Below are 23,980 nucleotides of genomic sequence, written 5' to 3'. Positions count from 1 at the left end.
ACCCACTCTAACGAGTGACCGGCCGATCACATAACGTGTTGGGGGAACCGGTACCAGGTTGTGTGGCGGCCGTCAGCCGACGTGGGCGCGGGTTTCCGCGAACGCCCGGTCCGTGCCCTCCAAAGCCTTGGCCACGTCGTCCTCCGTGTGCGCCGCCGACATGAACCAGTTGTGCCACGGGTGCAGGTAGACGCCGTGCCGCAGGCAGGCGTCGCTCCAGTGCATCGCCACGGACAGGTCGGCGTCGCCGTCGAAGCTGAGCCACGGGATCGTGACCGGTCCCGTCTGGTTCACGGCGAACCCGTGCGACTTGGCCTGCGCGTAGAGCCCCTCGCGCAGTCGCGCGCCCGCCCGCTCCATGGCGGCGATGCCGTCCGTGTCGCGCAGGGTCTCGATGGTGGCCTTGGCCGCCGCCATCGCGACCGCCGAGAACCAGAACGACCCCGTCGAGTACAGCGTCTGCGCCGGGCCGCGCAGCGCGTCCGTGCCGGTCACGGCGGCGATCGGGTAGCCGTTGGCCATCGCCTTGGACCAGGCCGTCAGGTCGGGGCGCACCCCGTACGGCTCCCACGAGCCGCGCAGGTCGACGCGGAACCCGGCCCGCACGTCGTCGATCACCAGGGCGGCCCCGAGTCGGTCCGCCAGGGCGCGGGCGCCGCGGGCGAAGGCCGGCTCCACCAGTTCCTGGTCCTCGAACGAGTCGTGTTTGAAGGGGGTGACGATGATCGCCGCCACGTCCCCTTCCACGGTCGCCGCGGCGGCCTCCAGCGACTCCAGCGAGTTGTAGGTGAACTCCACCAGGTCGGCCCGCTCGTTCGGCGTCGTGCCCGCGGGTGACGGCGTGCACCAGGGGTCGGCCCCGTGGTAGGCGCCGTGCGCCATCAGCACCTTCGCCCGCCCGGTGGCGGCCCTGGCGACCATGAGCGCCTGCGTGGTGGCGTCGGTGCCGTTCTTGGAGAACATCGCCCAGTCGGCGCTCGGCACCGTGTCCACCAGCAGCTCGGCCAGCTCCACCATGATCGGCCCGGGCCCGTTGAGGCAGTCGCCGAGCGCGGCCTGGCGGGCGGCGGCCTCCTCCACACGGGGGTGCCGGTGCCCGAGCACGACGGGGCCCCAGCTGCACATGAAGTCGATGTACTCCCTGCCGTCGGCGTCCCACTGCCGGCAGCCCTCGCCGCGTTCGAAGAACTGCGGGAAGCCGGGGGCGAACAGGGCGGCGTTGAGGTGGCCGTACATGCCGCCGGGGACGACCTTCGAGGCCCTGCGGCGGAGTTCTGCGTCGGTCATCTTGGGGTCCTTACAGGAGGCTGAGGGTGGATGCGAGGTCGGTGAGGCCGGCGTCCGAGCCGAGGCCGGTGGCCACGCGGGCGGCGGCGGCCGTGCCCCAGCGGGCGGCGACCGGCACGTCCTGGCCGTGCAGCAGGCCCGTGAGGAAGCCGGCGCAGTAGGCGTCGCCGCAGCCGGTCGTGTCGGCCACCTCCGCCTTGATCGCGGGCACCCGCTCCGCGCCGTCCGCGGTCACGACGAGGCTGCCCGCCGCGCCGAGGGTGACGAGCACGCCGCGCGGCCCGCGGGCCAGCAGGGCGTCCGCGGCCGCCGCGACGTCGGTGGCGCCCGTCATGAGGAGGGCCTGCGACTCGTTGGGCAGGACGTAGTCCACGTGGGGCAGGAACGCCGTGGCCATGTCCAGCAGGTCGGGCATCTCCGAAAGCAGGTCCATCGTGACGATCGTCCCGGCCGCGCGTACCTCGTCCAGGAGCGCGAAGAAGGCCGGGTCGCCCAGGCCGAACGTGACGTCCATCCCGCCGAGGTGGATCGCCCGCGCGCCCCGCAGCACTTCGCGGTCCAGGTCGGCGTACGTCACCCCGAGGTTCGCGCCGGGCACGTGAAAGCTGGGCCGGCCGCCCTCGGGCCTGATGGGCAGGATCGACGCGGCGGTCTGCTCCCCCGCCCTGCGGGCGAGGCGCGAGACGTCCACGCCGCGCTTGGTGAGCACCGCCAGCAGGAAGTCGCCCAGCTCGTCGTCGCCGACGGCGCCCATGGTGACCACGGAGTTGCCCAGCTTGACCAGGTCGACCGCCGTTCCCGCGGCGGCGCCCGCGGCGGTGAGGCGGATCTGGTCGACCAGCACGGTGTCCTGGCCGTCGGGGATGTGCTCGACGGGTCTGGCGAGGATGTCGACGATATGCACGCCGACGGTGGCGACGGTCATGGTTTAAATAGACAGACGTCCGAATAAAAAGTCAATATGGTGAGGTACGCCTACGAGAGGGGCTACCCGATGCCGAAAATCGTCGACCACGACGAACGCAGGCGCGAGGTCATGGCGGCGGCCGGCCGGGTGATCGTCAGGGACGGCATCGACGCCGCCACCACGCGGGCCATCGCCAAGGAGGCCGGCTACTCCAACGGGGTCCTCGCCCACTACTTCGCTGACAAGGACGAGATCCTGCTCTCTGCGCTGCGCCAGTCGCACCAGCGCATCCGCGCCCGGCTGACCGCCAAGGTCGAGGGCGCGACAGGGCTGGCCGCGCTGCGCGAGCTGCTGCTCGACAACCTGCCGCTGGACGACGAGCGCGGCCGGGAGACCCGGCTCGAGGTCAGCTTCTGGAGCCGCAGCCTGACCTCCGAACGCCTGGCCGAGGTCCAGCGGGCGGAGGCGGCCGAGCTGCGCGCCGCCGTACGCGACCTGCTCGGGCAGGCCCGCGCGGCCGGCGAGCTGCGCCCGGACGGCCACCGGGACGAGCACTGCGACGATCACCGGGACGAGTACCGGGACGACGAGCTGGACGACCTCGCCGAGCACCTGCTCGCCCTGGTGGACGGCCTCAGCCTGCACCTGCTGCTCTACCCCGGCCGGCTCACCCGGGAGGGCGCGGAACGCATCATGCTGGGCGCCCTCGACCGCCGCTAATTGCCGCTTTTCGGACGACCCGCTACATTCGACGCACATGAGCCTCCGCGAGCAGCTGTGCGAGTACGGGCGGCGGGCCGTCGAGCTCGGCCTGGTCATCGGCACCTCGGGCAACCTGAGCGTGCGCCAGGGCGACCTGGTGGCGGTCACGCCCTCAGGGGTGGCGCTCGACCGGCTGACGCCCGAGTTGTGCCCGATCGTGGACGTCTCGGGCCACCTCGTCGAAGGCGACGCCCAGCCGTCCAGCGAGACCCCCATGCACCTGGCCGTCTACGAGGCCACGGACGCGCTGGCCGTGGTGCACACGCACTCCGTGTTCGGGACGGTCGTGGCCACCACGATGACGGAGCTGCCGCCGGTGCACTACAACGCGCTGGCGCTCGGCGGCGTGGTCAAGGTCGCCGAATACGCCACGTACGGCACTCCCGAGCTGGCCGCCAACGTACGGGCGGCGCTGGTGGGCAAGCAGGCGGCCCTGATGGCCAACCACGGCGGGGTGACCATCGGGCCGACGCTGGAGCAGGCGTTCGAGGCGACCCGCCTGCTGGAGTGGTTGTGCGAGGTGTACGTCAGAGGGCTCGGCGTCGGCAAGCCGGCCATCCTCACGGACGAGCAGCTCGCCGCCGTCGTCGACCGCGCCCTCAACCCGCCGGCCTTCCCCCGCCGCCCCTGACCCGCCCGGCCCGGCCGTGCGGTCCGAACGCACCGCCGGTGACGGTCAGGCGAGCGCGGCCTGCTCGGCCAGGCCCAGGGGCAGGCCCCCTGACCCGGCGATCCGGTCGTGGAACTCCTTCGGCGTGCCGCGGAACGACTCCCGGATCCGGTCGATCTCGATCGCGCCCGTGAGGTAGGACGGCGCCTGCGTGGGCCAGGCGCAGTAGCGGTTCACCTCGCCCTGGGCGGTCCCCGGCGACAGCGACGCCTTCGTGGCCATGAACGTCTCGGCCTCCTCGACGGACATGTCCTCGCAGTGCAGCGCGGTGTCCACCACGATCCGGGCGGCGCGGAAGATCCGGCAGTCGAGATGGGCCAGCTCCGTGGCGGGGGTGTCGAAGTAGCCCTGCTCGTGCAGGACCTTCTCGACGTACAGGGCCCAGCCTTCCGTGAAGTACGGGGTGCGGAAGACCTTCCTGACCGGGCGCGGATTGCCCGCCATGTACGACAGATGCCAGTGGTGCCCCGGGTAGGCCTCGTGGACGGCGATCGACGGCATCTGGGCCCGCGAGTTGGTGCGCAGGCGCTGGCGTACCTGCTCGGGGGTGAAGTCGTCGGGCGTGTAGGGGACGAAGAAGACACCCGTGCGTGAGGCGCTCAGCGGCGGCGGCGACAGGTAGTGGGCGACGGACAGGACGGGCCGCGTGTACTCGGCCGACGGCAGCACGTGGCACTCCTCGCCGTCGGCGAACGTGACCAGGTCGTGCTCCTTGACGAACGCGCGGGCCCGCCGGGTCTCCGCCTCGTATTCGGCGCGCATGTCGGCCAGCGTCGGCGGGTGGTCGTCCATGAGGGACTCCATGGCCGCCCGCCAGTCCTCGCCGCCGTTGACCCCGAGCGCGACCTGGCGCATCCGCGCGTCCAGCTCCGCCCAGGCGGCCTTGCCCTTCTCGTGCAGTTCGGCGGCGCCGTACGCGAGCATCTCGCGCTCGCGCAGCAGCGTGGAGTAGAGCTTCTCCCCCATCCGCCAGCTGCCGCCGCACTCGAAGCCCTCCAGGAAGGTGACGAGCTCGTCGAACGCCCGGGCGGCGGGCTCGGCGGCCTCGGCAAGCGTCGCGCGCAGGGCCTCGTCCTGGACCATGGACGGGATCGTGCGGGTGAGGAAGTTGCGGCCGGTGCGGGCCTGGCCGAGCCCGCGCTGGACCAGCAGCGGGGCCGCCAGGTCGGGGTCCAGGTTGGCGCGGCAGGCGGCCAGCACGCCGGGCACCTCGGCGAGACGGGAGACGGCGGCCGTCACCAGCTCGGGCTCCGGCTTGAGGCGGTGCTGGAACGGCGTGAACATCGAGGCGAAGATCGCGGACAGGTAGGTGGCGGGGTCGCGCCGCCATGCGGGCCAGGACGCCAGCGCGATCGAGCCTCTCAGCTGGGAGAGCACCAGGTCTCTGTCGATCGTGTCGTCGAGCGACGTGGTCTCGAGTGCCGACAGGCGGTCGTGCCAGCGGACCTCCTCCTGCTCGCGGGCGGTCCAGGCGGTGGCGGTGAAATCGCCGAGGGTGTGATCGTAGCCGTCCGCCCCCAAAGTGCTGGCGATGACGGGACGGTCGGAAAAGTACCACTTGAGAAACTCGTCCACCGGTGCACCATATCCTGATGAAATGCCCCTGCAGATCACCGGCGCGCTAGGCGACCCTGACCTGATCCGCCTCCCCTGGGAGGTGCCCCTCCAAGACTGGCCGCAGCGTCACCTGGTGGATCTGCCCCGCGGCATCTCGCGTCACGTGGTGCGGTTCGCCAGGCTGTCCGGCAAGGTGTACGCGATCAAGGAGATCAGCGAGCGGTACGCCAAGCGCGAATACCAGTTGTTGTGGGACCTCGCCCGGCTCGACGCCCCCTCCGTGGAGCCCGTCGCGTACGTCACCGGCCGCGAGAACGGGCTCGACGCGGCACTGATCACCAGGCACCTGCAGTTCTCGCTCCCCTACCGCGCGGTCATGTCGGGCACCCTGCGCCCCGACACGCTCACCCGCCTGCTGGACGCGCTGGCCGTGCTGCTGGTCAGGCTGCACCTGAACGGCTTCTACTGGGGGGACTGCTCGCTGTCCAACACGTTGTTCCGCAGGGACGCGGGGGCCTTCGCGGCCTACCTCGTGGACGCCGAGACCGGCGAGATGCACCCGATGATCAGCGAGGGGCAGCGGCGCGGCGACATCGACGTGGCGCACACGAACATCTTCGGCGAGATGCTCGACCTGGAGGCCGGCGGGCTGCTGCACCCGTCGATCGACCCCATGGACACCGCCGAGGACATCGTCGCCCGCTACCACCGCCTGTGGGACGAGATCACCCAGAGCGAGATCATCGAGGAGGTCGACTGGCACCGGGTGGAGCAGCGGATCAGACGGCTCAACCTGCTCGGCTTCGACGTGGCCGAGATGATGGTGCGGCGCAAGGTCGGCACCGGACGGCTGATCGTACGCCCCAAGGTCGTGGACGCGGGGCACCACCAGCGGCGGTTGCTCAGGCTGACCGGGCTCGACGTGGAGGAGAACCAGGCGCGGCGGCTGCTCAACGACCTCGACGGCTTCCGGGTCGCCAAGGGCCTGCGGCACGAGGACGAGGCCATCGTGGCGCACCGGTGGCTGGCGGAGGTGTTCCAGCCCACGGTCGAGGCGATCCCCGCCGGGCTGCGCGGGAAGCTGGAGCCCGCGCAGCTCTTCCACGAGATCCTCGACCATCGCTGGTACCTGTCGGAGGGCGCGGACGCCGACGTGGGACTGGCCGCGGCCGTGAAGTCGTACGTGGACAACGTGCTCGTGCACAAGCCCGACGAGAAGGCCCTGCTCCCCGACGAGGACGCTCGGGCTCAGTAGGCGGCGGTGATGCGGCTGCGCGGGTGGGCGTTCTGCTCCACCTCGTCGGCGATCGCGACCGCGAGGTCCTCGGCGCTGATGGCGCTGCGGCCCCGCTCGTCGGTCAGCAGCATGTCGCCGCCGAGACGGAAGGCGCCCGTACGCTCGCCCGGCGCGAGCTCCGCGGCCGGCGAGACGTAGGTCCAGTCGAGGTCCGTGACCTCCCGGTAGAGCTCGAGCGCGGCACGAGCGGCCAGCGCCTCCTTTTTCAGGCTCTCGGGGAAGCCGGGCGTGTCGACCAGGTCGACACCGGACGGGACCTTGAGGCTGCCGGCGCCGCCCACGACGATGAGCCGGCGCACCCCGGCCGCGCGCACACCCTCGATGAGGGCGCGGTTGGCGGCGAGGAAGGGCGGTCCCGGCTCGGTGCCGTCGCGCGGCGGCGCGATGGCGGAGATGACGGCGTCGTGGCCCTTGGCCAGCGTGGCGGCGTCGCGGACGTCGCCCTTGACGGGCCCGCTGCGGCTGAGGCCGGTCACGTCGTGCCCGCGACCGGCCAGTTCGGCGGCTATGCGCTGACCGAGCATGCCGGTCGCGCCGAAAAGCAGGATCTTCATGGCGTCACGATATCCATCGGATACTGGTTACTTCACCGTGCTATAAGTACCTTGTGGATACCGGTGATGTCTTCGACCCGAATTGCCCGACGCGGGTGGTTCTCGATCGGATCGGCGACAAATGGTCGGCACTGGTGCTGCTCTGCCTCGCCGACGGGCCGATGCGCTTCACCCGGCTGCGCTCGCGGATCGGCGGGGTCACGCCCAAGGTGCTGACACAGACGTTGCGGACCATGGAGCAGGACGGGCTGATCACGCGCGAGGTGTTCGCGGAGGTGCCACCGCGGGTGGAGTACGGGCTGACCGACCTCGGCCGCTCCCTGCACACCCCGATCGCGGCGGTGGCCGCGTGGGCCGAGACCCACGTGGCCGAGATCCTCCGGCGCCGGGAGCGCTCCGCGTAGCCCGGGAGCGGCCGCGCGGTCAGGCGGCGGTCAGCTTGGTGATCTCGCGGGCGATCTCCGGCCAGAGCGGCTCGGGCAGGTCGTGTCCCATGCCCGGATAGGTCACCAGCCGGGCGCCGGGAATGGCCGCCGCCGTGGCCCGGCCGCCCTCGACCGGGACCAGCGGGTCGTCCTCCCCGTGCAGCACCAGCGCCGGCATGGTGAGGCTCGCCAGCAGGTCCGTACGGTCACCCGAAGCCATGATCGCGGCCAGCTGCCGGCCCGTGCCCGCCGGATCGAAGCAGCGGTCGAACGCGCGCCCGGCCCTCCGGACGACCCGCTCCCGGTCCATCGCGTAACCGGGCGAGCCGATCACCGCGTACGTCTCCAGCGCCTGCGCCATGACGGCCGCGCGCTCGGCGGCGGGGCGGGCGGTCAGGGCCGCGAACGCGGCCTCCGTCGGCGGAGCGACCGTGGGGCCGGGCGTCGACATGATCGAGGTCAGGGTCAGCACCCGTGCCGGATGCCGGATGGCCAGGGACTGGGCGATCATCCCGCCCATGGACGCGCCGACCACGTGGGCGGCCGGCCAGCCGATGGCGTCCATGAAGCCCGCGGTGTCGTCGGCCAGGTCGTCCAGCAGGTACGCCGAAGGCGCCCCCGTCGTGGGAGCGCCCTGGTCGTGGAGGTGGGTCGACAGGCCCGCGTCGCGGTTGTCGAACCGGACGACGTGGTGCCCCTGTTCCACCAGGAGCTCGCAGAACCCGTCGTCCCAGTGGGTGAGCTGCGCGCCGAGCCCCATGATGAGGAGCAGGGGCCGCCCGTCGGGGGAACCGATGCTCTCGTAGGCGATGTCGATGCCGTTCGCGGCTACGCGGAGGGTCACGGTGACCAGAATGTCATTCTGGCGCCGCGTTCGTAAAGTCAGCCCCGCCGGGCGTAGGCGCCGGTCGAGAAGGGCACCGGCCGACCCTTCTTGCCCAGACCGTCACCCCACTTGGTGATGACATAGTCGATCTTGATGTGCCCCTTGCCGCCGTTGCCGTTGACCATCAGCGAGCGAGGGTTGAAGGTGCCGCCAGTCAGGTCGGCGAACGTCTTGGCGTCGAGATCCAGCATGATGCCGCGGCTGGAGGGCTCCCCGGGCCCTCTGTCCCCGACGAAGAAGGGCATCTTCTTGCCCTTGTAGATCACGTACCCCTCGGTCAGCAGCGGCCAGCTCGGGCTGGCGGCCATGCCTTTCTGCATCGGCTTGCCGCTGGCGGGCAGGCCGGTGTCGCCCGCCCTGCCCGAGCCGTCGTCCCAGAAGTACGACGCCGTGGTGGAGCCCTTGTACAGGGCCTTCTCCTCGGCGCCGGGATCGGCGTGTGCCGCGGTGCAGACGACGCTCATCGAGCCGACGGCGGAGGCGGTGAGCAGGGCAAGGGAACGCAGGCCAAAACGGGGAGACATGAAAGTGTGAAGTCCTTCGCGAGGGGACGAGGGGGAGGCACGCCGGCAAGAGGGCACGGCGCTGCGGCACGCCCGAGCGACTACATCGGGCGAGGGAAAGAAAGGGGGGAAGGGGGGCCGCTCAGGCGGCGGCCGGCGCTACGCGATTCGGGGATACGCTGCGGTCATACATGCGTTCTGTCCTCTCCATCACACCTACCGGGTTAGCTGACGGGTTCGGGCGTGGAGATGCCCTACCGGCACGGGCCGGATTCACCCCAGTGAGGTGGGTCCCCGGTTCCCGATCGAGTCGGGATTCGGCGCCAGCCGGAGGCCCTCTCTTGGGTAAGGGCCAGGTCACCGGCTGGTAATGGCGGCAACTCTAGCAGCGAATCGGACATACGCAAACGATTCGCCATGAACCGGGCAAAGATCTACCTTGCGCGGGAATACGAAAGGGGGTACGGCATGCCGTACCCCCTCGGTCCTTCCGGCTCAGCCGCCGCTCTTGCGCCTGAACGATCTCTTACTCGCAGCCGGGCCGTGCGCCCCGTGAATCTTCGATGGGTCGACGCCCCTGCCACCAGCGCCGGAGCCCGCGTGCTGGTTGCGCTTGCGCTCCAGTGCTTCGCGGAACTTGCGCTTCATCTCGTCCTCGGGAGTTTCGCTGACTTCCGGCTCCGGTGATTCCGCCATGAGGACCTCCATGGTGTTGGGGACAACCACAGCTTCGCACGGCGTCGCTTTCGATGCGAAACCGACTCCGCCCTGTCACCCGTCGCGGGTGAACGCCAGCAGCCGGAACACCGGGTCCGGCCCGTCCCGCCCCTGCCCGTGACCCACGAACGTGGTCTCGCCGGCCTGGCGCAGACCGTGCCGGACCGCCTCCGCCACGACCAGTTCCCGGCCGTCGGAGGGACGCCGCCGCCCTCCAGGCCCGTGGGCGGCGCGCTTGTCCACCGTCGTGACGTACACCCCGCCCGGCCGCACCACGCGCGCGGCCTCGGCGATCACCGGGCGGGCGTCGTCGAGCAGGTGCAGCAGCCAGATCGTGGTGACCGCGTCGACCGACCCGTCGCGTACGGGTAACGCGCAGCCGTCACCCAGGACCACGTGCACGCGCCGCGCGGCGACCCGCGCCATGCCGGCGGAGGCGTCCACGCCGAGCACCCGCAGGCCACGCCCGGCCAGTTCCCTGCTCACCAGCCCGGTGCCGCACGCGACGTCGAGCAGCGTGCCCCCGGGCAGCAGAGCGCGCACGGCCTCCGCGGCGGCCTCGGCCCGCGGCAGACCGCCACGGGTCTCGTCGTAATGTGCGGCTTCGAGGTCATAGTCGAGCACGACCCGAATCGTACGCCGCCGGGTAAAAGGAGACCGTTCGGTTCCTGGTGTTGTGTTGGAGTGGCCCAGGAAATACACCCCGCATGTTGGTCGACGCCCCAGGCGCCACGATGGACGGTCCGCGATGAACGTGCTCGGTCATGACCTGGCGATGGATCTGGGTGCCGCGAGCACCCGGATCTACGTCAAGGGCAGAGGCATCGTGCTCGACGAGCCCTCCGCCGTCATGCTGGACAGCCGCACGGGCCGGGTCGTCGGGTACGGCGCCGAGGCCGCGCAGGGCGAGCGGGGAGAGACACGCTGGCCGGTCAGCGGCGGCCTCCCGGTCGACGACGAACTCGCCCGGCACCTGATCAGATACTTCCTGCGCAAGGTGCACGGGCACCCGTTCTCCAGGCCGCGCGTCGTGCTGGCGCTGCCGAACAACTCCACCCCCATCGAGCGCGCGGCGCTGCGCGACATCGCGTTCGAGGCGGAGGCCAGGGGGATCCTGCTGATCCCGCACGCGCTGGCGGCGGCGCTGGGCGTGGGCCTGCCGGTCAAGGACTGCGCCGGGCGCATGGTGATCGACATCGGACGCGACACCACGCGGATCGCCGTGCTCTCCCACGGCTCCGTGATCGCGGCCGCCACGGTCCCCGGCGGAGGCGACGGCATGAACCGGGCCATCATCCGCCAGGTCGAACGCGACCACGGCCTGCAACTCGACGAGGAGGAGGCCGAGTCGGCCAAGCGGCGCGCCGGCACCGCGTGGAAGCCGCTGTATCGGCAGGTCACCGTACGCGGACGCGAGAGCGACACCGGCCGCGAGCGCTCGGTGCCGCTGCCCGTGCAGCGGATCTACGAGGCGACCAGGCAGCCGATCGAGTCCATCGTGCGGGCCGCGATCGAGACCGTCGAACAGTGCCCGCCCGAGATCTCCGTGGATCTCGCCGACCGCGGCGCGGTGGTGGTGGGCGGCGGCGCGCTGCTGCGCGGGCTCGGCCGGCGGTTGCGGGCGGCGCTGGGCATTCCGGTGAGCAGGGCGGAGCGGCCGCTGGAGTCCGTGGCGCTCGGGCTCGGCCGCTGCGCGGAGGACCTGGGGCTGATCTCCAAGCTCCGCGGCCGGTGACGCCGGCGCGAGAGAGGACGACGCGACGGCGTCAGGACGACGATGGCTCGACGACGGATCGGCAGCGGCCCGGCGGCGGTGAGGGGAGACAGTCCATGACCGTGCACGGCATCGACCACGTCGGGGTGACGGTGCCCGACCTCGACGAGGCGACGAAGTTCTTCGCCCGCGCGTTCGGGGCCGAGGTGCTCTACGACACCCTGCCCAAGGAGCGCGGACCGAAGGGAGGGTGGGCGGTCGAGCGGCGGCTCGGGGTGCCCCAGGGGACGGTCGAGGTGGCGATCCGCATGCTGCGGCTGCCCAACGGGCCCGGGATCGAGCTGTTCGAGTTCGGCGGGCCGCGGCAGGCCGACCCGGTCCTCATGTGCGACCTGGGGTGGCAGCACGTCGCCCTGTACGTGGACGACGTGGACGCGGCGGTCCAGCGGGTGATCGAGGCCGGCGGGTCGCCGATGGGCGAGCCGGTGCCGCTGCCGGGGCCGGAGTCGGGCGGGCGCAACCGGTTCGTCCACTGCCGCACCCCCTGGGGCAGCGTGGTGGAGCTGGTCACCTACCCGGACGCGCAGCCGTACGAGCGGGACACCGGGCTGCGCCGCTGGCGCCCCTGACGCGCCGCCGGCCCCGCCGCGCCCGGCGGCTCACGGGGTGGACAGGGCCTCCGTCGGTGACAGCCGGGAGGCGCGGATGGCGGGGTAGAGGCCGGCCACGGCGCCGATCAGCAGGGTGGCCGCAAGACCGCCCACCGTGGCCCAGGCCGGCACCACGGACGGCCAGCCGCTGTAGAGCGCGTACCCCATGGTGACGCCCGTGCCGAGCAGGATCCCCCCGCTCCCGCCCATCGCGGACAGCAGCAGCGACTCGGCGAGGAACTGCGTGCGGATCTGGCCGCGCGTGGCGCCCAGGGACCGCCGCAGGCCGATCTCCGCACGGCGTTCGAGCACCGAGATGACCATGGTGTTGGCCACGCCGACGCCGCCGACGAGCAGGGCCACCGCGCCGACGCCCAGCAGGAGGTTGGCGAACGCCTGGCTGGTCGCCTGCTTGGCGGCCAGCGCGTCGGACGGGCGGGAGACGTCCACCTCGTTCGGCGCCTCGGGGTTGGCCGTGCCGGCCAGCACCTGCCGTACCGACTCCAGCTTGGCCTCATCCGACCGGGTGTAGAGCGTGGTCGGGTGGCCGTCGAAGTCCAGCCTCGACTCCGCCACCGGCCATCCGACCAGTACCCCGCTGTCCAGGTCGGTGGCGAGCGCCACCGGGTTCAGGACGCCGACGACCGTGAACCGCACGCCGCCGACGACGACCTGGGTGTCCGTTCCCGCAGCGCCGATGCCGAGCCGCTGGGCGGTGACGGAACCGAGCACGGCGGCGGGGTAACGTTCGGTGGCCGCGTTAAGCCACGTGCCGCTGCTCAGGGTCGCGCCCACCGTGGCGGGCAGGTCGAGGCTCGCGGCGTACGCGCTGATGCCGCCCGTCTGCGCCTCGGGGATCCGCTCCGACCGGTACACCTTGGCCTCGGAGACCTTCCCGACCGACGACGCCCGCTCGACGGGGCCGATGCGTTCGATCATCACCTCCGCGTCCTTCGGCATCTGCGCCGCCTCGCCCATGAGCGTGGTGCCCGACGACACGGTGAGCAGGTTGGTTCCGAGCGCCGACAGCGTACGGTCGAGCTCGGCGCCCGACGAGGACGAGAGCCCGACGACGCCGACCATGGCGGCGATGCCGATCGCGATGCCCAGCGCCGACAGGAACGCCCGCAGCGGTCGCGTGCGCAGACCGATCGCGCCGACCCGCAGGACGTCGCCCGGCCGCATCCTGGCCGGCGACGGCTTGAGCCGCGCCACCTCGATGCCCGCCATCACGCCACCCCTGATCCGGCGTGCCGGGGCCACGGCTCGCCGTGCGGGGCGGCGGCGGAGTCGGAGACGATCCGGCCGTCGCGCATCCGCACCTGCCTGGGCAGGCCGGCCGCGATCTCCCGGTCATGCGTGATGATCAGAATGGTCGTGCCGCTCGCGTTCAGCTCGTGCAGCAGCTCCATCACCCCCGTCCCCGACACCGAGTCCAGCGCCCCGGTGGGTTCGTCCGCCAGCACCAGCGGCGGGTCTCCCGCCACGGCCCTCGCGATGGCCACGCGCTGCCGTTCACCACCGGACAGCTCGTGCGGCTCGTGGTCCATCCGGTGCCCCAGCCCCACCCGGTCCAGCGCGGCCGCCGCGCGGCGGCGCCGCTCCTGCCTGCTCAGGCCCGTGTAGATGAGCCCGTCTGCCACGTTGTCCAGCGCGGGGACCTTCGCGGCGAGGTGGAACGACTGGAAGACGAAGCCGATCGTGGTGGCCCGCAGCGCCGACAGCTGCCCGTCCGACAACGTCGAGACGTCGTAACCGTCGATGTGGACGGTCCCCGAGGAGGGCCGGTCGAGGGTGCCGACGACGTTGAGCATGGTCGACTTCCCCGAGCCCGACGGCCCGACGATGGCGGCCAGCTCGCCGTGCCGGATCCGCAGCGACACCGACCGCAGCGCCGCCACGCCGCCGGGATAGGTCCTGGACACGTCCGTCAGCTCGATCATGGGGTACGTCATGACGTCGGCATCCCCACGGTCATGCCCTCGGCGAGCCCGTCGCCGCTGACCTCGACCCGGCCTCCGGCGAACAATCCCGTCTCCACGGCGACGTACCGGGACCTGCCTCCCTCGATGACCTCGAGGCCGAACCCGCCCTCCTGCAGCGCCACGAGCGCCGCGACCGGCACGGTCAGGACGTCCTCGCGCTTGGAGGCCGTGAACGTCACGTCCACCGCCGCCTTGTCGAGGCCCTTGGCGGCCTTCGAGTCGCCGATCGAGACGAGCGCCTCCAGCCGGGTCTCCGGCTCGGCGTCCTGGCTCTCGCCGGGCTGGATGACGGTGGCGACCTCGGTCACCTTGCCGTCCACGCTCTTGCCGTCAGGCAGCGTGACCTCCACCTTGGCGCCCTTCCTGGCCATCCGCTGGTCCTCGGCGTCCAGGTCGACCGTGATCACCTTGGACGTGCCGGTGTAGGTCAGCACCTTCTGCCCGGGCGCGGTCGGCTGGCCCTCCTCGGTCTCCAGGCTCTCCACCCGCACCTTGCCGGGCGCGAAGACGATCCGGCCCAGCTCGACCACGCCGGTCTCGTCCAGCCCTCGATCCTCCTGCCACTGCATGACGGCCTCGGCCGTGTCGTAGGTGTACTCGTCGTCGACGGTGAAGCCGTCGTAGCCGAGCTTGCTGAGGTTGCGTTCCAGCGCCTCGACGTCGTCGCCCTCCAGGCCGGCCTTCAGGTCGCGGTACGCGGGCGTCTTGCCGTACATCAGCATGACCGGCTCGTTGTCGACCCGGTAGAGGGACTTGCCGCGGGTGATCTGCCGGCCGCTGTCGGGCAGCCAGGTGATCGTGCCCGGTCTCCTGCTCACCGCCGTGGTCACGGGGCCGTAGCCCAGCTCGCCGTCGGCGTCCCTGGTGTCGTTCAGGGTCTGCTCGGTCACCTCGGTGGTGGCCGGGGGCAGCGCGCCGGCCGGCTGCGTCGGCCCGGCCTTCCCGTCCAGCAGGCCGGCGCCGTTCACCGCGATCAGCCCGCCGCCGGCGACGGCCACGGCGACCAGCAGGCCGGCGACCAGCTTGCCCCGCCCGCCGCGTCGGCGGCGGGCGGGCGTCGCGCCGGGCTCCGCCTTCCCGTCGAGGGGCGTGGCCCGGTCCGTCGCCGGAGCCATCAAGAATCTCCCATACCGGCGTCGGCGGACTCCTTCTGGCACTTGGCCTGCGCGTCCTTGAAGTCGGGGTCCTTGCCGACCTCGCCCGTGATGCGCATCATGCCGCCCTCGGGGTCGGGGTAGTTCTCGACGCCGTTGTCACGCATGCACTGCGCGAGCTTGCGCAGGTTCTCGCCCATCTTGGGGTCGCCCTGGCCCGACTTCTGCCCGCTCGGGGCGAACTCCTTGCAGGCCTCCTGGGCCTTCTCGATCCGCTCCCGATCCTCCTGGCCCTTCGCTTCCAGTTTCATCCTGACGCCCTTGCCAGGCTCAGGGTCGGGGACCTCCACGCCGTTCTCGCGCATGCACTGCGCGAACTTCAGGCCCTGCTCCTGCGGATCCACGCTCGGCTTGCTGGTGGCCGCGGCCTGGTTGCCAGTGCCGCCGCTCACCGACGCCACATCGGATCCGCCGTCGCTGCCGGATCCGCATCCGGTCAGGGCCAGGGTGAACGCGACCGGCGCCACGGCCAGCGCGCTGAGGACTCGTCCTCGCATCAGAGCTCTCCTCCGTCGAAATGTCGTCGAAGGGAGATGCAATAGAGCCGGCTGTTTCCTCGACGTTTCCATTTCGGCTTACTTCGAGCGAATATCTCCTGCGCCACAATCGGCCTCGGCAAGCGGATGAAAGGGCCTTGGATACGCCATGCGAGTGCTGGTGGTGGAAGACGAGCGAATCCTCGCCGAGGCGATCGCCGAATGGCTGCGTGACGAGACCCACGCGGTCGACCTGGCGCACGACGGCGAGAGCGCGCTGGAGCGGATCGCGGTCAACGACTACGACGTCGTCGTGCTGGACCGCGACCTGCCGCGCGTGCACGGCGACGACGTGTGCAAGGAGCTCGTGGCGTCGGACTCCGACGCGCGGGTGCTGATGCTGACGGCCGCCGCGCAACTCGACGACCGGGTGACCGGGCTGTCCATCGGCGCGGACGACTACTTACCGAAACCATTCGCCTTCCCCGAGCTGGCCGCCCGCGTGCTGGCGCTGGGCCGGCGCTCCCGCCCCGCGACGCCGCCCGTGCTGCGGCGGGCCGGGATCACGCTCGACCCGGCGCGGCGGGAGGTGTACCGGAAGGGGCGGTTCGTACCGTTGTCCAAGAAGGAGTTCGCCGTCCTGGCCGAACTGATGCGGGCGAACGGGGCCGTCGTCTCGGCCGAGCAGCTCCTGGAGAAGGCGTGGGACGAGCACGCCGACCCCTTCACCGGCGCGGTCCGGCTCACCATCCTGAAGCTGCGCCGCAAGCTCGCCGACCCGCCGGTCGTGGAGACCGTGCCCGGAGTGGGGTATCGCATCGCATGATCTTCTTGCGTCTGCCACGCCCGCAGCCGACGCTCCGGCTGCGGCTCACCCTCGTCTACGGCGCCCTGTTCATGGTCGCCGGGCTGACGCTGCTCGGCGTCACCTATCTCCTGTTCAACCAGCAGCTCAACCATTACTTCGAGAGCCGGTTCACGCCGGAGCCCGGCAAGTTGAAGAAGACCTTCCTCCTCCGCGACGGGGTCGAACTCTCGGGCGAGGCCGCGAGAGAGTTCATAGAGCAGCAGGAGATGGAGTTGCGCGGCGTCGCCGTCACGTCGCTGATCACCCAGGGAGTCATCGCGCTGATCGTGGTCGGGGCCGCCGCAGTGGTGCTCGGATGGGTGGTGGCGGGCCGGGTGCTGGCGCCGCTGCACCAGGTGACCGCCACGGCGCGCAGGATCGCCGCCGCCCCGATGGCCGATCGCGGCCTGCACGAACGGATCTCCCTGGACGGGCCCGACGACGAGGTCAAGGAGCTCGCCGACACCTTCGACACCATGGTGGAGCGGCTCGACCACTCCTTCGACGGGCAGCGCAGGTTCGTCGCGAACGCCTCCCACGAGCTGCGCACACCCCTGACCCTGAACCGGGCCCTGGTCGAGCTGGCCATGCACCGGCGTACGGCCACGCCCGACGTCAAGGAACTGGGCGAGAACCTGCTGGAGATCAACGCCCGCCACGAACGCCTCATCTCCGGACTGCTGCTGCTGGCCAGATCGGACCAGCACATCGCGGACCGGTCGCCGGTCGACCTGGCCGACGTGGTGACCCACGTGGTCGCCCACACCTCCTCCGACGCCTTCGAGGCCAAGGTCACCATGTACGAGGTCGCCGAGCAGGCCCCCACCACCGGGGACGCGCTGCTGCTCGAACGGCTCGTGCACAACCTCGTGGAGAACGGCATCCGATACAACCTCGACGACGGCACCGGATGGGTGCGGGTGGTGAGCCGTACCGTGTCGGACGGGAAGGTCGAGGTGGAGGTCAGCAACACCGGCCCGAGCGTGCCGCCGTACGACGTCCCGCTGCTCTTCAAGCCCTTCCACCGGCACGGGGCCGAACGGACGGTCACGGGGAAGAGCGCCGGGCTGGGCCTGTCGATCGTGCGGTCGGTGGCGCTCGCGCACGGCGGCGAGGTGCGGGCCCGGCCGCGCGAGGGCGGCGGCCTGGTCGTGATCGCCTCCCTGCCCCGCCCCCGCGCCTAGCGCGTGCGCCGCGTGCAGCCGGCCCGGCTCGACGGTGACAATGTCGTACGTGGCCGCGCCCTCGTCGGCGAAAGGCTCTGCTCAGTTGACGCAGTCCTGCGTGTTCAGCCCGAACGCCAGCTCCTTGACCGTGCCCTTCTTCGAGGCGATGAAGGCGTAGTAGGCCTTCTTGTTGCCCGGCACGGAGGCGAGAAGGAAGCCGCTCGCGGCGGTCTTCCAGCGCGGGTACGCCTTCTTGACCTGCTTGGTCGTGGAGCCGATGCCGATGCCCTCCGGTGTCCTGACCCCCTTCGGGGCGAAGATCACGGCCACGCCGCGCCGCTTGGAGATGTACAGGCCCACGCTGTTCTTGCCGGTGGGGTGCGCCTTCAGGTCCCAGCCCGAGCACGAGCCTCCCCGCAGGGGCATCTTGAGCACGACCTTGCCCGTCGCCCTCGCCTTCTTCGCGCTCATCCCGAGCCTGACCTTGCCGTAGCCGTTGGGGCCCAGCCTGGTCTTGGCACCCTCAACGGCCTGAGCGGCCTGCTCCGCACGGACGGTCTGGGCGTGTGCGGGTGTGCCGGTGGCGAGCAGCGCCCCGCCGGCCAGGACGGCTACGAGTGCCTTGCCCATGGTCATCGTCTCCTCGGTCGTGATGGTGGGCCCCTCTGCAGAGGAGGAGCCGCTGCTTGATGAGAGCGCCGGAGGCGGCAAAAGTACATGATGCGGCTCATCTCGGGGGCTCCGGCACGGGATCCTGGACAGCGGCGGGCTCTCCCCGGACCCGCCACACCGCCGGCGCGAGCAACGCGGCGGCCGTCAGGAGCACGGCGGTCGCGGCGCCGGCGCCCAGCACGGGACGGGTGCCGAGCAGAGCGGCCGCGGGGCCGGCCAGCGCCATGCCGAGCGGTGCGGCCACGAGCCCGCCCAGCATCGTGACCGACGTCGCCCGCGCCACGAAACGCTCGGGCAGGTGCTGCTGGAGGCAGGTGGTCTGGAGCACGTTGTACACCACCAGTTGCAGGCCGGCGGCGACGGCCGCGAGCGCCAGCAGCCAGACGTCGGCGGGCAGAGCCAGCAACGCCGGGAAGGGCACCATCAGGAGGAAGAGCAGGATCGCCGCCGCCATGGGCCGTGCCGGTCTCCACCGCGCCCCGACCAGCCCGCCGGCGAGCCCACCGAAGGCGTAGGCGATGCCGATCGCCGACCAGGCGGGGGCGCCGCCGAGGTGCTGGTCGGCGACGTACGGGCCGAGGACGAGGATCGGGGAGACCACGATCAGGTTGGTGACCGCGGCATGCAGGGTCCAGACCTGCAACCAGGAGTGTCCGAGCACCTCGGCGATCCCGCCGCGGATGCCCGCCAGCAGCCCGCCGCCGCGCTGGAGCCGCTCGGCGGCCAGATCAGCGGGCAACCGGTAGAGGAAGGCCGCGCTCACCAGGAACGTCAGCGCGTCGGCCGCGATAGCCCAGCCCGGCCCCGCCAGCGCCACGAGCGCCCCCGCCGTGCCGAGAGCCAGCATCGAGGCCGTGCTCCTGGAGATCGAGATCAGCGAGTTGGCCGCCTGCAGCCGCTCCCGGCCGGCCAGCGAGGCGACCAGCCCCACGGCGGCGGGGTTGAAGAAGGCCGATCCCGCGCCCGCGACGAGCTGCAGGACGACCAGCATCCAGACGCTCGCCGTGCCCGTGAGCAGCAACACCGCCGTCACGCCGTGCGCGGCGAACCGGGCCAGGTCGGCGAGCAGCATGACGGTCCTGCGCGAGAACCGGTCGCCGGCCGCGCCGCCGAGCAGGGTCAGCAGGATCACGGGCAGGCGGGTGCTCAGCACCACGATTCCTAGATCCACCGGGGATCCGGTGAGGTCAAGGACGGCGAACGCGACGGCGAGCGGCGTCAGCGCGTCACCGAACGCCGAGGCCGTCTGCCCCGCGTAGTAGCGGCGGAAGCCGCGGACCGCCAGCGGCGCGAACATCATCCGGACGGACCCGCTCACCGGTCACCGCACCTCTTTCCGGCCCTCCCGCGTCATCGGCGCCCGGCCCCTGTGGCGGGGGCGGTCGGGAGGATGCGGAGTCACCCTGCCAGGTCCCACCGACAGAACTCGGCGCCCCGCCGCCGTCCCCGCCGCCGTCGTCAGGGTGGCGGGGTGAGGGCGGGGCGGGGGTTCGCCGGTAAGGGCTGGGCGACACCTGCGGCGGCTCTACGGGCGGTCGCGGACGTAGTAGTCGCCGAGCGTGCCGTCGTAGCGGCCGGTCGGACGGCAGCACCGTCGGAAAGCGCCGCCCTGAGCCGCAGGGGCACGGGTCCTTGCCGCCGAGCTTCTCGATCAGCTCCTTGTCGCGGCCGACGCGCCGGTCACCGCGCTTGACGTGCGTCTCGCTGGAGGGAACCCCCGGCGGCGCTTGCTGGTGGGCTCAAAAGGACATCTCGTCGCGGTGCATGGCGGGCCTCCTTGGTCCGTGTTCGGCGCTGTCACGATAGGCGCCGGTACGCGGATTCGCGACCCAGTTTTCTGGCTGCGGCGGCGATTTCCTACAGGCCAGTAACATCACTACAAAACTTCTTTCGTGTGAGTATCGTACGTAAAGATCTACCGCACCCGTCTCAGGAGTCACTGCTCTCATGGCGCACGTCGAACCGCTGCGGGAGGACGACCCGACGGCGGTAGGGACATACCGCTTGCTCGGCCGGCTGGGCTCGGGCGGCCAGGGGACCGTCTACCTCGGGCAGGCGCCTGACGGCACGCGGGTGGCGGTCAAGGTGCTGCGTTCGAGGGCCGGGCTCGACGACAGGTTCGCCAAGGAGATCGAGAACGCGCGGCGGGTGGAGCCGTTCTGCATCGCGCAGGTGCTGGACGCCTCGCTGGGCGCGCGGCCGTACATCGTGACGGAGTACGTCGAGGGCCCGTCGCTGCACGAGGCCGGCCGGCACGCCGGGGCCGATCTGCAGCGGCTGGCGGTCGCCACGGCCACCGCGCTGGCCGCCATCCACGCGGCGGGCGTCGTGCACCGCGACTTCAAGCCCGCGAACGTGCTGCTCGGCCCGGGCGGCCCCCGCGTCATCGACTTCGGCATCGCCCGCGCCATGGACGACGCGGCCACCCACACCAGCGGCATCGTGGGGACGCCCGCGTACATGGCGCCCGAGCAGCTGGCGGGCCAGCCGGTGGGGCCGCCGGCGGACGTGTTCGCCTGGGCGTCGGTGATGGTGTGGGCGGCCACGGACACGCCGCCGTTCGGGCAGGACACGCTGCCCGCGATCATCAACCGGATCCTGAACAACGAGCCGCAGCTCGGCGACGTGCCGCATCCGCTGCGCTCGGTCGTGTACGACTGCCTGGCCAAGGACCCGCGGGCCCGGCCGACCATGCGGGACGTGCTGCTGCGGCTGCTGAGCGGGAACAACCCGCCCGTGCCGCACGCGGGCGGCTCCGGCCCGTTGCAGCTGCCGCCGCACGTGCCCGGAGCCGGCCGGCCAGGGAGCGGTCCTCTGCCCGGAACGGCCGCGCAGCACGGAAGCATGCCGGCCGGGCCGCACCCGGGGGGTCCCCCGCCTCCGAACGTGCGGTACGCGGGCGGTCCGCTGCCTCCGAACGGGCGGCACCCGGGCGCGGGGAGGGCGGGTGGCCGTAGAGGGCTGGTGGTGCCCTTGGTGGCGGGTGTCTCGGGTGTTGTCGTGGCAGCGCTGATCGGCGGGATCGTCTGGATCGCCCCGGGATGGGGTACGCAGGAGGAGAAGCCGATCGCCGCGCCCTCCCCCAGCACCACCACCCCCACCGCCGAACCCACGCCGTCGACCACCCCGAAGCGCACCCCCAGGAAGACCAGGCCCCCCGCCCGCCGTACCACCAAGCCCGCCGGCACTCCGAAGAAGCACACGCCCACGGCGACGCCCGAGCGGACGACGGCGCGGCCGACGCCGTCCCGCACCCGTACCACCAAGAAGCCGGTCACGAGCGCCAGGGCCAGCATCCTCGCGCTCGAGCTGAGGGGCGGCCCCGGCCAGTCGGAGTCCGGAGGCTGCTACATGCCTCCGGTGCAAGTCCAGACCCGCGTGGAGTCGACCAGACGCGGGGTGTGGGTCTCCTACGCGTGGCTGGTCGACGGCAGCACGAAGGAGAGCGGCAAGTCCTGGGTGCCCGAGGACGACTACACGGCGTTCGTGACCGCCAGGCAGTGGAACCTGCCCGCGGGACGCCACACCGTGACCCTGAAGGTCAGCTCGCCGTCCTCGGCGCGCAAGAGCATGTCGTTCAGCGTCTGCGCGCTGGAAACCTGGTGACGCCGGAGGCCATCGGCCCGTACCGGGTCGTCAGGCTGCTCGGCGAGGGCGGCCAGGGAGTGGTCTACCTCGGCACTGCCCCCGACGGGACGCAGGTCGCCGTCAAGGTGCTGCGGGAGGGCGTGCCGGGCGACGGCCGCTTCGCCAAGGAGATCGCGGCGGCGCGGCGGGTGGAGCCGTTCTGCATCGCGCAGGTGCTGGACGCCTCGCTGGGCGCGCGGCCGTACATCGTGACCGAGTACGTCGAAGGGCCCTCGCTCCAGCGGGCCGGCCGCCACACGGGCGCAGACCTGCAGCGGCTGGCGGTCGCCACGGCCACCGCGCTGGCCGCCATCCACCGGGCCGGCGTCGTGCACCGCGACTTCAAACCGGCGAACGTCCTGCTCGGACGGGACGGCCCGCGCGTCATCGACTTCGGCATCGCCCGTGCCATGGACGCCGCCCTGACCCGTACCAGCAGCATCGTGGGGACGCCCGCGTACATGGCGCCCGAGCAGTTCCTCGGCGCGGTCGCCGGGCCCGCCGCCGACGTGTTCGCCTGGGCTTCGGTCATCGTGTACGCCGCCACGGGCGCGCCTCCGTTCGGCAACGACTCGCTGCCCGCGGTGCTCAGCAGGATCCAGTACGACGAGCCGAACCTCGGCGACGTGCCCGAACCGCTGCGCTCGATCGTGTACGGCTGCCTGGCCAAGGATCCGGCCGCCCGGCCGGCCATGCAGGACGTGCTCTTCCAGCTCATCAGCGGCCGGCCCCGGGCCAGGGCGTCAGCCGCCGACGACCGGTACTCCCCCGGCAGCGGCCCGATTCCGTCCCAGGCGCCCTTTCCCGGCGGCCCGGCCCACGCTCCCTTCCCCGGCGGCCCAGCCCAGGCTCCCTTCGCTGGTGGTCCGCCGGTCGCGGCACCTCCGGTGGGAGGGCGCGGGTGGCCGCCGCCGGAGGGGTTGCGCGGCCGGACCGGTCCCACCCGACCAGTGTCGCGCAACCGGCTCGGCATCGCCCTGCTGGCCGGCGCGACCGCGCTGGTCGTGACGGGCGGGCTGGCGGCCGCCTGGGCCCTGCTTCCCACGCCGCCCGGTGACGCCGGCGCCTCCACCGCCACCGTCGCCGCGCCCTCCTCCCCCACCGGCTCGCGTACGGTCGCGGACACGAAGCGGTCGCCCAGGCCGCTGGACCCGTCGGCCGGCCGGCGCCCCGGCAGGAAGACCCCGAAACCCACCAGGACCCGGGCCACGCCGACGCCTGCGAAGAGCACGAGGACCACGCCGAGGCCATCGGCCCGGCCCACCACCGCGAAACCCACCAGGACGAGGCAGGCGGGCGGGGTGACGTCGGTGTCGTTCGACTACGAGGGCATCCGGATGGGGGACTGCTGGCGCTATGACGTGAACATCTGGGCGAAGGTGTCGGCGACCGGCTCCTACAGCTACCGGTGGCGGCTCAACGGTCAGAGCCAGGGCGCGAAGGTGGGCAACGCGTCGTCGAAGCCGCTCCTGCCGTCGATCGTGTGGAAGAAGGAGGGCACGTACAGCGTCGTCTTCGAGGTGGTCGAGCCGACGCGCGCCAGGAAGAGCGCCACGGTGAAGATCTGCGATTTCGACGAGGGCTGGTAGGCGGGCGCTGGCGTCGAGGGGCGGCGGAGGGGCAGGGTGGGCGTGTGATCGTGCCACTATCGGAAGGCAGGCGTTCCCGATGCCCATGATTCCCCGCTTCCACCTGGCCGTGCCCGTCGACGACCTGGACAAGGCCCGCCACTTCTACGGCGAGCTCATCGGCTGCGCCCAGGGCCGCAGCTCTGACAGCTGGATCGACTGGAACCTGCACGGCCACCAGTTCGTCACGCACCTGGCGCCCGCGCGTCCGGAGCGGGTGCACAACCCGGTGGACGGCCACGACGTGCCGGTCCCGCACTTCGGGCTGATCCTGACGATTCCGGAATTTCATGAGCTGGCGGACCGGTTCCGCGCGGCCAGCACCGCCTTCGTCATCGATCCGTACCTGCGGTTCGAGGGACTGCCCGGCGAGCAGTGGACGATGTTCCTGCTCGACCCGGCGGGCAACGCCCTGGAGTTCAAGGCGTTCGCCGACGACGCGCAGGTGTTCGCAGCCGACTGAGCGACCGGCCGAGCGACCGGCCGAGCGACCGGC

At 71.8% G+C, this 23,980-nt stretch carries 25 protein-coding genes and 1 riboswitch; of the genes, 11 read left to right on the top strand and 14 right to left on the bottom strand.

Annotated features, from left to right (window positions below; genetic code table 11):
- Positions 1–72: 72 nt before the first annotated feature.
- Positions 73–1,287, bottom strand: coding sequence for an aminotransferase class III-fold pyridoxal phosphate-dependent enzyme (locus ACTWPV_RS35920; RefSeq protein WP_347647150.1), 1,215 nt, complete (start codon positions 1,285–1,287; stop codon positions 73–75).
- Between the two features lie 10 nt (positions 1,288–1,297).
- A complete protein-coding gene (locus ACTWPV_RS35915) occupies positions 1,298–2,212 on the bottom strand; it encodes a carbohydrate kinase family protein (RefSeq protein ID WP_347647149.1) in 915 nt (304 codons plus the stop codon).
- A 36-nt stretch (positions 2,213–2,248) separates the two neighbouring features.
- Here ACTWPV_RS35915 and ACTWPV_RS35910 point away from each other — a divergent pair, with 36 nt between their 5' ends.
- A complete protein-coding gene (locus ACTWPV_RS35910; protein ID WP_347647148.1) occupies positions 2,249–2,914 on the top strand; it encodes a TetR/AcrR family transcriptional regulator in 666 nt (221 codons plus the stop codon).
- 37 nt (positions 2,915–2,951) lie between these two features.
- Entirely contained in the window at positions 2,952–3,587 is a 636-nt protein-coding gene (locus ACTWPV_RS35905) for a class II aldolase/adducin family protein (protein ID WP_347647147.1), read from the top strand.
- Between the two features lie 45 nt (positions 3,588–3,632).
- Here the strand turns inward: ACTWPV_RS35905 and ACTWPV_RS35900 are convergent, their stop codons facing one another.
- Entirely contained in the window at positions 3,633–5,201 is a 1,569-nt protein-coding gene (locus ACTWPV_RS35900) for a DUF885 domain-containing protein (protein WP_347647146.1), read from the bottom strand.
- Positions 5,202–5,223: 22 nt separating this feature from the next.
- On the opposite strand from ACTWPV_RS35900, the gene ACTWPV_RS35895 reads away from it, so the two are divergent.
- A complete protein-coding gene (locus ACTWPV_RS35895) occupies positions 5,224–6,438 on the top strand; it encodes a DUF4032 domain-containing protein (protein WP_347647145.1) in 1,215 nt (404 codons plus the stop codon).
- On the opposite strand, the gene ACTWPV_RS35890 is transcribed toward ACTWPV_RS35895, so the two are convergent.
- A complete protein-coding gene (locus tag ACTWPV_RS35890; RefSeq protein ID WP_443155185.1) occupies positions 6,432–7,034 on the bottom strand; it encodes an NAD(P)-dependent oxidoreductase in 603 nt (200 codons plus the stop codon). The two genes, ACTWPV_RS35895 and ACTWPV_RS35890, sit on opposite strands and share 7 nt — an antisense overlap.
- A gap of 95 nt (positions 7,035–7,129) precedes the next feature.
- Here ACTWPV_RS35890 and ACTWPV_RS35885 point away from each other — a divergent pair, with 95 nt between their 5' ends.
- Positions 7,130–7,438 (top strand): winged helix-turn-helix transcriptional regulator, encoded by a 309-nt coding sequence (locus ACTWPV_RS35885; RefSeq protein WP_347647143.1) that lies wholly within the window; start codon positions 7,130–7,132, stop codon positions 7,436–7,438.
- 19 nt (positions 7,439–7,457) lie between these two features.
- On the opposite strand, the gene ACTWPV_RS35880 is transcribed toward ACTWPV_RS35885, so the two are convergent.
- The 4 genes from ACTWPV_RS35880 to ACTWPV_RS35865 form a co-directional block, all read right to left on the bottom strand.
- The gene (locus tag ACTWPV_RS35880; protein WP_443155184.1) at positions 7,458–8,303 is read right to left on the bottom strand and encodes an alpha/beta fold hydrolase; all 846 of its coding nucleotides are present in this window, start codon (positions 8,301–8,303) and stop codon (positions 7,458–7,460) included.
- Between the two features lie 38 nt (positions 8,304–8,341).
- Entirely contained in the window at positions 8,342–8,869 is a 528-nt protein-coding gene (locus tag ACTWPV_RS35875) for a hypothetical protein (protein ID WP_443155183.1), read from the bottom strand.
- A gap of 177 nt (positions 8,870–9,046) precedes the next feature.
- A riboswitch (cyclic di-AMP (ydaO/yuaA leader) is annotated at positions 9,047–9,181 on the bottom strand.
- Positions 9,182–9,343: 162 nt separating this feature from the next.
- Complete coding sequence (locus tag ACTWPV_RS35870) at positions 9,344–9,544, bottom strand: DUF5302 domain-containing protein (protein ID WP_132601313.1); 201 nt, start codon at positions 9,542–9,544, stop codon at positions 9,344–9,346.
- A 75-nt stretch (positions 9,545–9,619) separates the two neighbouring features.
- On the bottom strand, positions 9,620–10,189 hold the full coding sequence (locus tag ACTWPV_RS35865) for a class I SAM-dependent methyltransferase (RefSeq protein ID WP_443155182.1): 570 nt from the start codon (positions 10,187–10,189) through the stop codon (positions 9,620–9,622).
- 124 nt (positions 10,190–10,313) lie between these two features.
- Here ACTWPV_RS35865 and ACTWPV_RS35860 point away from each other — a divergent pair, with 124 nt between their 5' ends.
- Together ACTWPV_RS35860 and ACTWPV_RS35855 are read left to right on the top strand one after the other, a co-directional pair.
- Positions 10,314–11,300, top strand: a complete 987-nt coding sequence (locus ACTWPV_RS35860) for a rod shape-determining protein (protein ID WP_347647140.1) — start codon at positions 10,314–10,316, stop codon at positions 11,298–11,300.
- Between the two features lie 95 nt (positions 11,301–11,395).
- Positions 11,396–11,908 carry a VOC family protein gene (locus ACTWPV_RS35855; RefSeq protein WP_443155181.1) on the top strand — a complete coding sequence of 171 codons (513 nt, stop codon included), beginning with the start codon at positions 11,396–11,398 and terminating at the stop codon, positions 11,906–11,908.
- A 30-nt stretch (positions 11,909–11,938) separates the two neighbouring features.
- On the opposite strand, the gene ACTWPV_RS35850 is transcribed toward ACTWPV_RS35855, so the two are convergent.
- Genes ACTWPV_RS35850 through ACTWPV_RS35835 form a run of 4 tightly spaced genes read right to left on the bottom strand, consistent with a single transcriptional unit; the run spans position 11,939 to position 15,565 of the window.
- Entirely contained in the window at positions 11,939–13,159 is a 1,221-nt protein-coding gene (locus tag ACTWPV_RS35850) for an ABC transporter permease (protein ID WP_443155180.1), read from the bottom strand.
- Complete coding sequence (locus tag ACTWPV_RS35845) at positions 13,159–13,884, bottom strand: ABC transporter ATP-binding protein (RefSeq protein ID WP_347647137.1); 726 nt, start codon at positions 13,882–13,884, stop codon at positions 13,159–13,161. Before ACTWPV_RS35845 ends, ACTWPV_RS35850 begins: the two co-directional genes overlap by 1 nt.
- Positions 13,881–15,029 carry an efflux RND transporter periplasmic adaptor subunit gene (locus ACTWPV_RS35840; RefSeq protein ID WP_443155179.1) on the bottom strand — a complete coding sequence of 383 codons (1,149 nt, stop codon included), beginning with the start codon at positions 15,027–15,029 and terminating at the stop codon, positions 13,881–13,883. The genes ACTWPV_RS35845 and ACTWPV_RS35840 overlap by 4 nt, the downstream gene beginning before the upstream one ends.
- The gene (locus ACTWPV_RS35835) at positions 15,029–15,565 is read right to left on the bottom strand and encodes a hypothetical protein (RefSeq protein ID WP_347647135.1); all 537 of its coding nucleotides are present in this window, start codon (positions 15,563–15,565) and stop codon (positions 15,029–15,031) included. The genes ACTWPV_RS35840 and ACTWPV_RS35835 overlap by 1 nt, the downstream gene beginning before the upstream one ends.
- A gap of 148 nt (positions 15,566–15,713) precedes the next feature.
- On the opposite strand from ACTWPV_RS35835, the gene ACTWPV_RS35830 reads away from it, so the two are divergent.
- Both ACTWPV_RS35830 and ACTWPV_RS35825 read left to right on the top strand, forming a co-directional pair.
- Positions 15,714–16,370 (top strand): response regulator transcription factor, encoded by a 657-nt coding sequence (locus tag ACTWPV_RS35830; RefSeq protein ID WP_347647134.1) that lies wholly within the window; start codon positions 15,714–15,716, stop codon positions 16,368–16,370.
- Positions 16,367–17,575: a sensor histidine kinase gene (locus tag ACTWPV_RS35825; protein WP_347647133.1), complete on the top strand. Its 1,209-nt coding sequence runs from the start codon at positions 16,367–16,369 to the stop codon at positions 17,573–17,575. The genes ACTWPV_RS35830 and ACTWPV_RS35825 overlap by 4 nt, the downstream gene beginning before the upstream one ends.
- 81 nt (positions 17,576–17,656) lie before the next feature.
- Here the strand turns inward: ACTWPV_RS35825 and ACTWPV_RS35820 are convergent, their stop codons facing one another.
- Together ACTWPV_RS35820 and ACTWPV_RS35815 are read right to left on the bottom strand one after the other, a co-directional pair.
- Positions 17,657–18,193, bottom strand: a complete 537-nt coding sequence (locus tag ACTWPV_RS35820) for a hypothetical protein (RefSeq protein WP_443155178.1) — start codon at positions 18,191–18,193, stop codon at positions 17,657–17,659.
- 91 nt (positions 18,194–18,284) lie between these two features.
- Complete coding sequence (locus ACTWPV_RS35815; protein WP_443155177.1) at positions 18,285–19,547, bottom strand: MFS transporter; 1,263 nt, start codon at positions 19,545–19,547, stop codon at positions 18,285–18,287.
- Between the two features lie 629 nt (positions 19,548–20,176).
- On the opposite strand from ACTWPV_RS35815, the gene ACTWPV_RS35810 reads away from it, so the two are divergent.
- The 3 genes from ACTWPV_RS35810 (at position 20,177) to ACTWPV_RS35800 (ending at position 23,947) form a co-directional block, all read left to right on the top strand.
- A complete protein-coding gene (locus tag ACTWPV_RS35810) occupies positions 20,177–21,835 on the top strand; it encodes a serine/threonine-protein kinase (RefSeq protein WP_443155176.1) in 1,659 nt (552 codons plus the stop codon).
- Entirely contained in the window at positions 21,832–23,445 is a 1,614-nt protein-coding gene (locus ACTWPV_RS35805) for a serine/threonine protein kinase (RefSeq protein ID WP_443155175.1), read from the top strand. Before ACTWPV_RS35810 ends, ACTWPV_RS35805 begins: the two co-directional genes overlap by 4 nt.
- A 79-nt stretch (positions 23,446–23,524) precedes the next feature.
- A complete protein-coding gene (locus ACTWPV_RS35800; RefSeq protein ID WP_443155174.1) occupies positions 23,525–23,947 on the top strand; it encodes a VOC family protein in 423 nt (140 codons plus the stop codon).
- The last annotated feature ends 33 nt before the right edge of the window (positions 23,948–23,980 follow it).

This window comes from Nonomuraea sp. KM88 (assembly GCF_052245635.1).
Taxonomy (GTDB): domain Bacteria; phylum Actinomycetota; class Actinomycetes; order Streptosporangiales; family Streptosporangiaceae; genus Nonomuraea.
This window is presented reverse-complemented; position numbering and strand designations above follow the sequence as displayed.

What these genes read in the sequence shown, in the direction of transcription:
- ACTWPV_RS35910 (WP_347647148.1), top strand. Translation starts at nt 2,249, where the DNA reads ATGGTGAGGTACGCCTACGAGAGGGGCTACCCGATGCCGAAAATCGTC.
- ACTWPV_RS35835 (WP_347647135.1), bottom strand. Translation starts at nt 15,565, where the DNA reads ATGCGAGGACGAGTCCTCAGCGCGCTGGCCGTGGCGCCGGTCGCGTTC.
- ACTWPV_RS35825 (WP_347647133.1), top strand. Translation starts at nt 16,367, where the DNA reads ATGATCTTCTTGCGTCTGCCACGCCCGCAGCCGACGCTCCGGCTGCGG.
- ACTWPV_RS35820 (WP_443155178.1), bottom strand. Translation starts at nt 18,193, where the DNA reads ATGACCATGGGCAAGGCACTCGTAGCCGTCCTGGCCGGCGGGGCGCTG.
- ACTWPV_RS35915 (WP_347647149.1), bottom strand. Translation starts at nt 2,212, where the DNA reads ATGACCGTCGCCACCGTCGGCGTGCATATCGTCGACATCCTCGCCAGA.
- ACTWPV_RS35920 (WP_347647150.1), bottom strand. Translation starts at nt 1,287, where the DNA reads ATGACCGACGCAGAACTCCGCCGCAGGGCCTCGAAGGTCGTCCCCGGC.
- ACTWPV_RS35905 (WP_347647147.1), top strand. Translation starts at nt 2,952, where the DNA reads ATGAGCCTCCGCGAGCAGCTGTGCGAGTACGGGCGGCGGGCCGTCGAG.
- ACTWPV_RS35855 (WP_443155181.1), top strand. Translation starts at nt 11,396, where the DNA reads ATGACCGTGCACGGCATCGACCACGTCGGGGTGACGGTGCCCGACCTC.
- ACTWPV_RS35810 (WP_443155176.1), top strand. Translation starts at nt 20,177, where the DNA reads ATGGCGCACGTCGAACCGCTGCGGGAGGACGACCCGACGGCGGTAGGG.
- ACTWPV_RS35895 (WP_347647145.1), top strand. Translation starts at nt 5,224, where the DNA reads ATGCCCCTGCAGATCACCGGCGCGCTAGGCGACCCTGACCTGATCCGC.
- ACTWPV_RS35850 (WP_443155180.1), bottom strand. Translation starts at nt 13,159, where the DNA reads ATGGCGGGCATCGAGGTGGCGCGGCTCAAGCCGTCGCCGGCCAGGATG.
- ACTWPV_RS35830 (WP_347647134.1), top strand. Translation starts at nt 15,714, where the DNA reads ATGCGAGTGCTGGTGGTGGAAGACGAGCGAATCCTCGCCGAGGCGATC.
- ACTWPV_RS35800 (WP_443155174.1), top strand. Translation starts at nt 23,525, where the DNA reads ATGCCCATGATTCCCCGCTTCCACCTGGCCGTGCCCGTCGACGACCTG.
- ACTWPV_RS35845 (WP_347647137.1), bottom strand. Translation starts at nt 13,884, where the DNA reads ATGACGTACCCCATGATCGAGCTGACGGACGTGTCCAGGACCTATCCC.
- ACTWPV_RS35875 (WP_443155183.1), bottom strand. Translation starts at nt 8,869, where the DNA reads ATGTCTCCCCGTTTTGGCCTGCGTTCCCTTGCCCTGCTCACCGCCTCC.
- ACTWPV_RS35840 (WP_443155179.1), bottom strand. Translation starts at nt 15,029, where the DNA reads ATGGCTCCGGCGACGGACCGGGCCACGCCCCTCGACGGGAAGGCGGAG.
- ACTWPV_RS35860 (WP_347647140.1), top strand. Translation starts at nt 10,314, where the DNA reads ATGAACGTGCTCGGTCATGACCTGGCGATGGATCTGGGTGCCGCGAGC.
- ACTWPV_RS35890 (WP_443155185.1), bottom strand. Translation starts at nt 7,034, where the DNA reads ATGAAGATCCTGCTTTTCGGCGCGACCGGCATGCTCGGTCAGCGCATA.
- ACTWPV_RS35870 (WP_132601313.1), bottom strand. Translation starts at nt 9,544, where the DNA reads ATGGCGGAATCACCGGAGCCGGAAGTCAGCGAAACTCCCGAGGACGAG.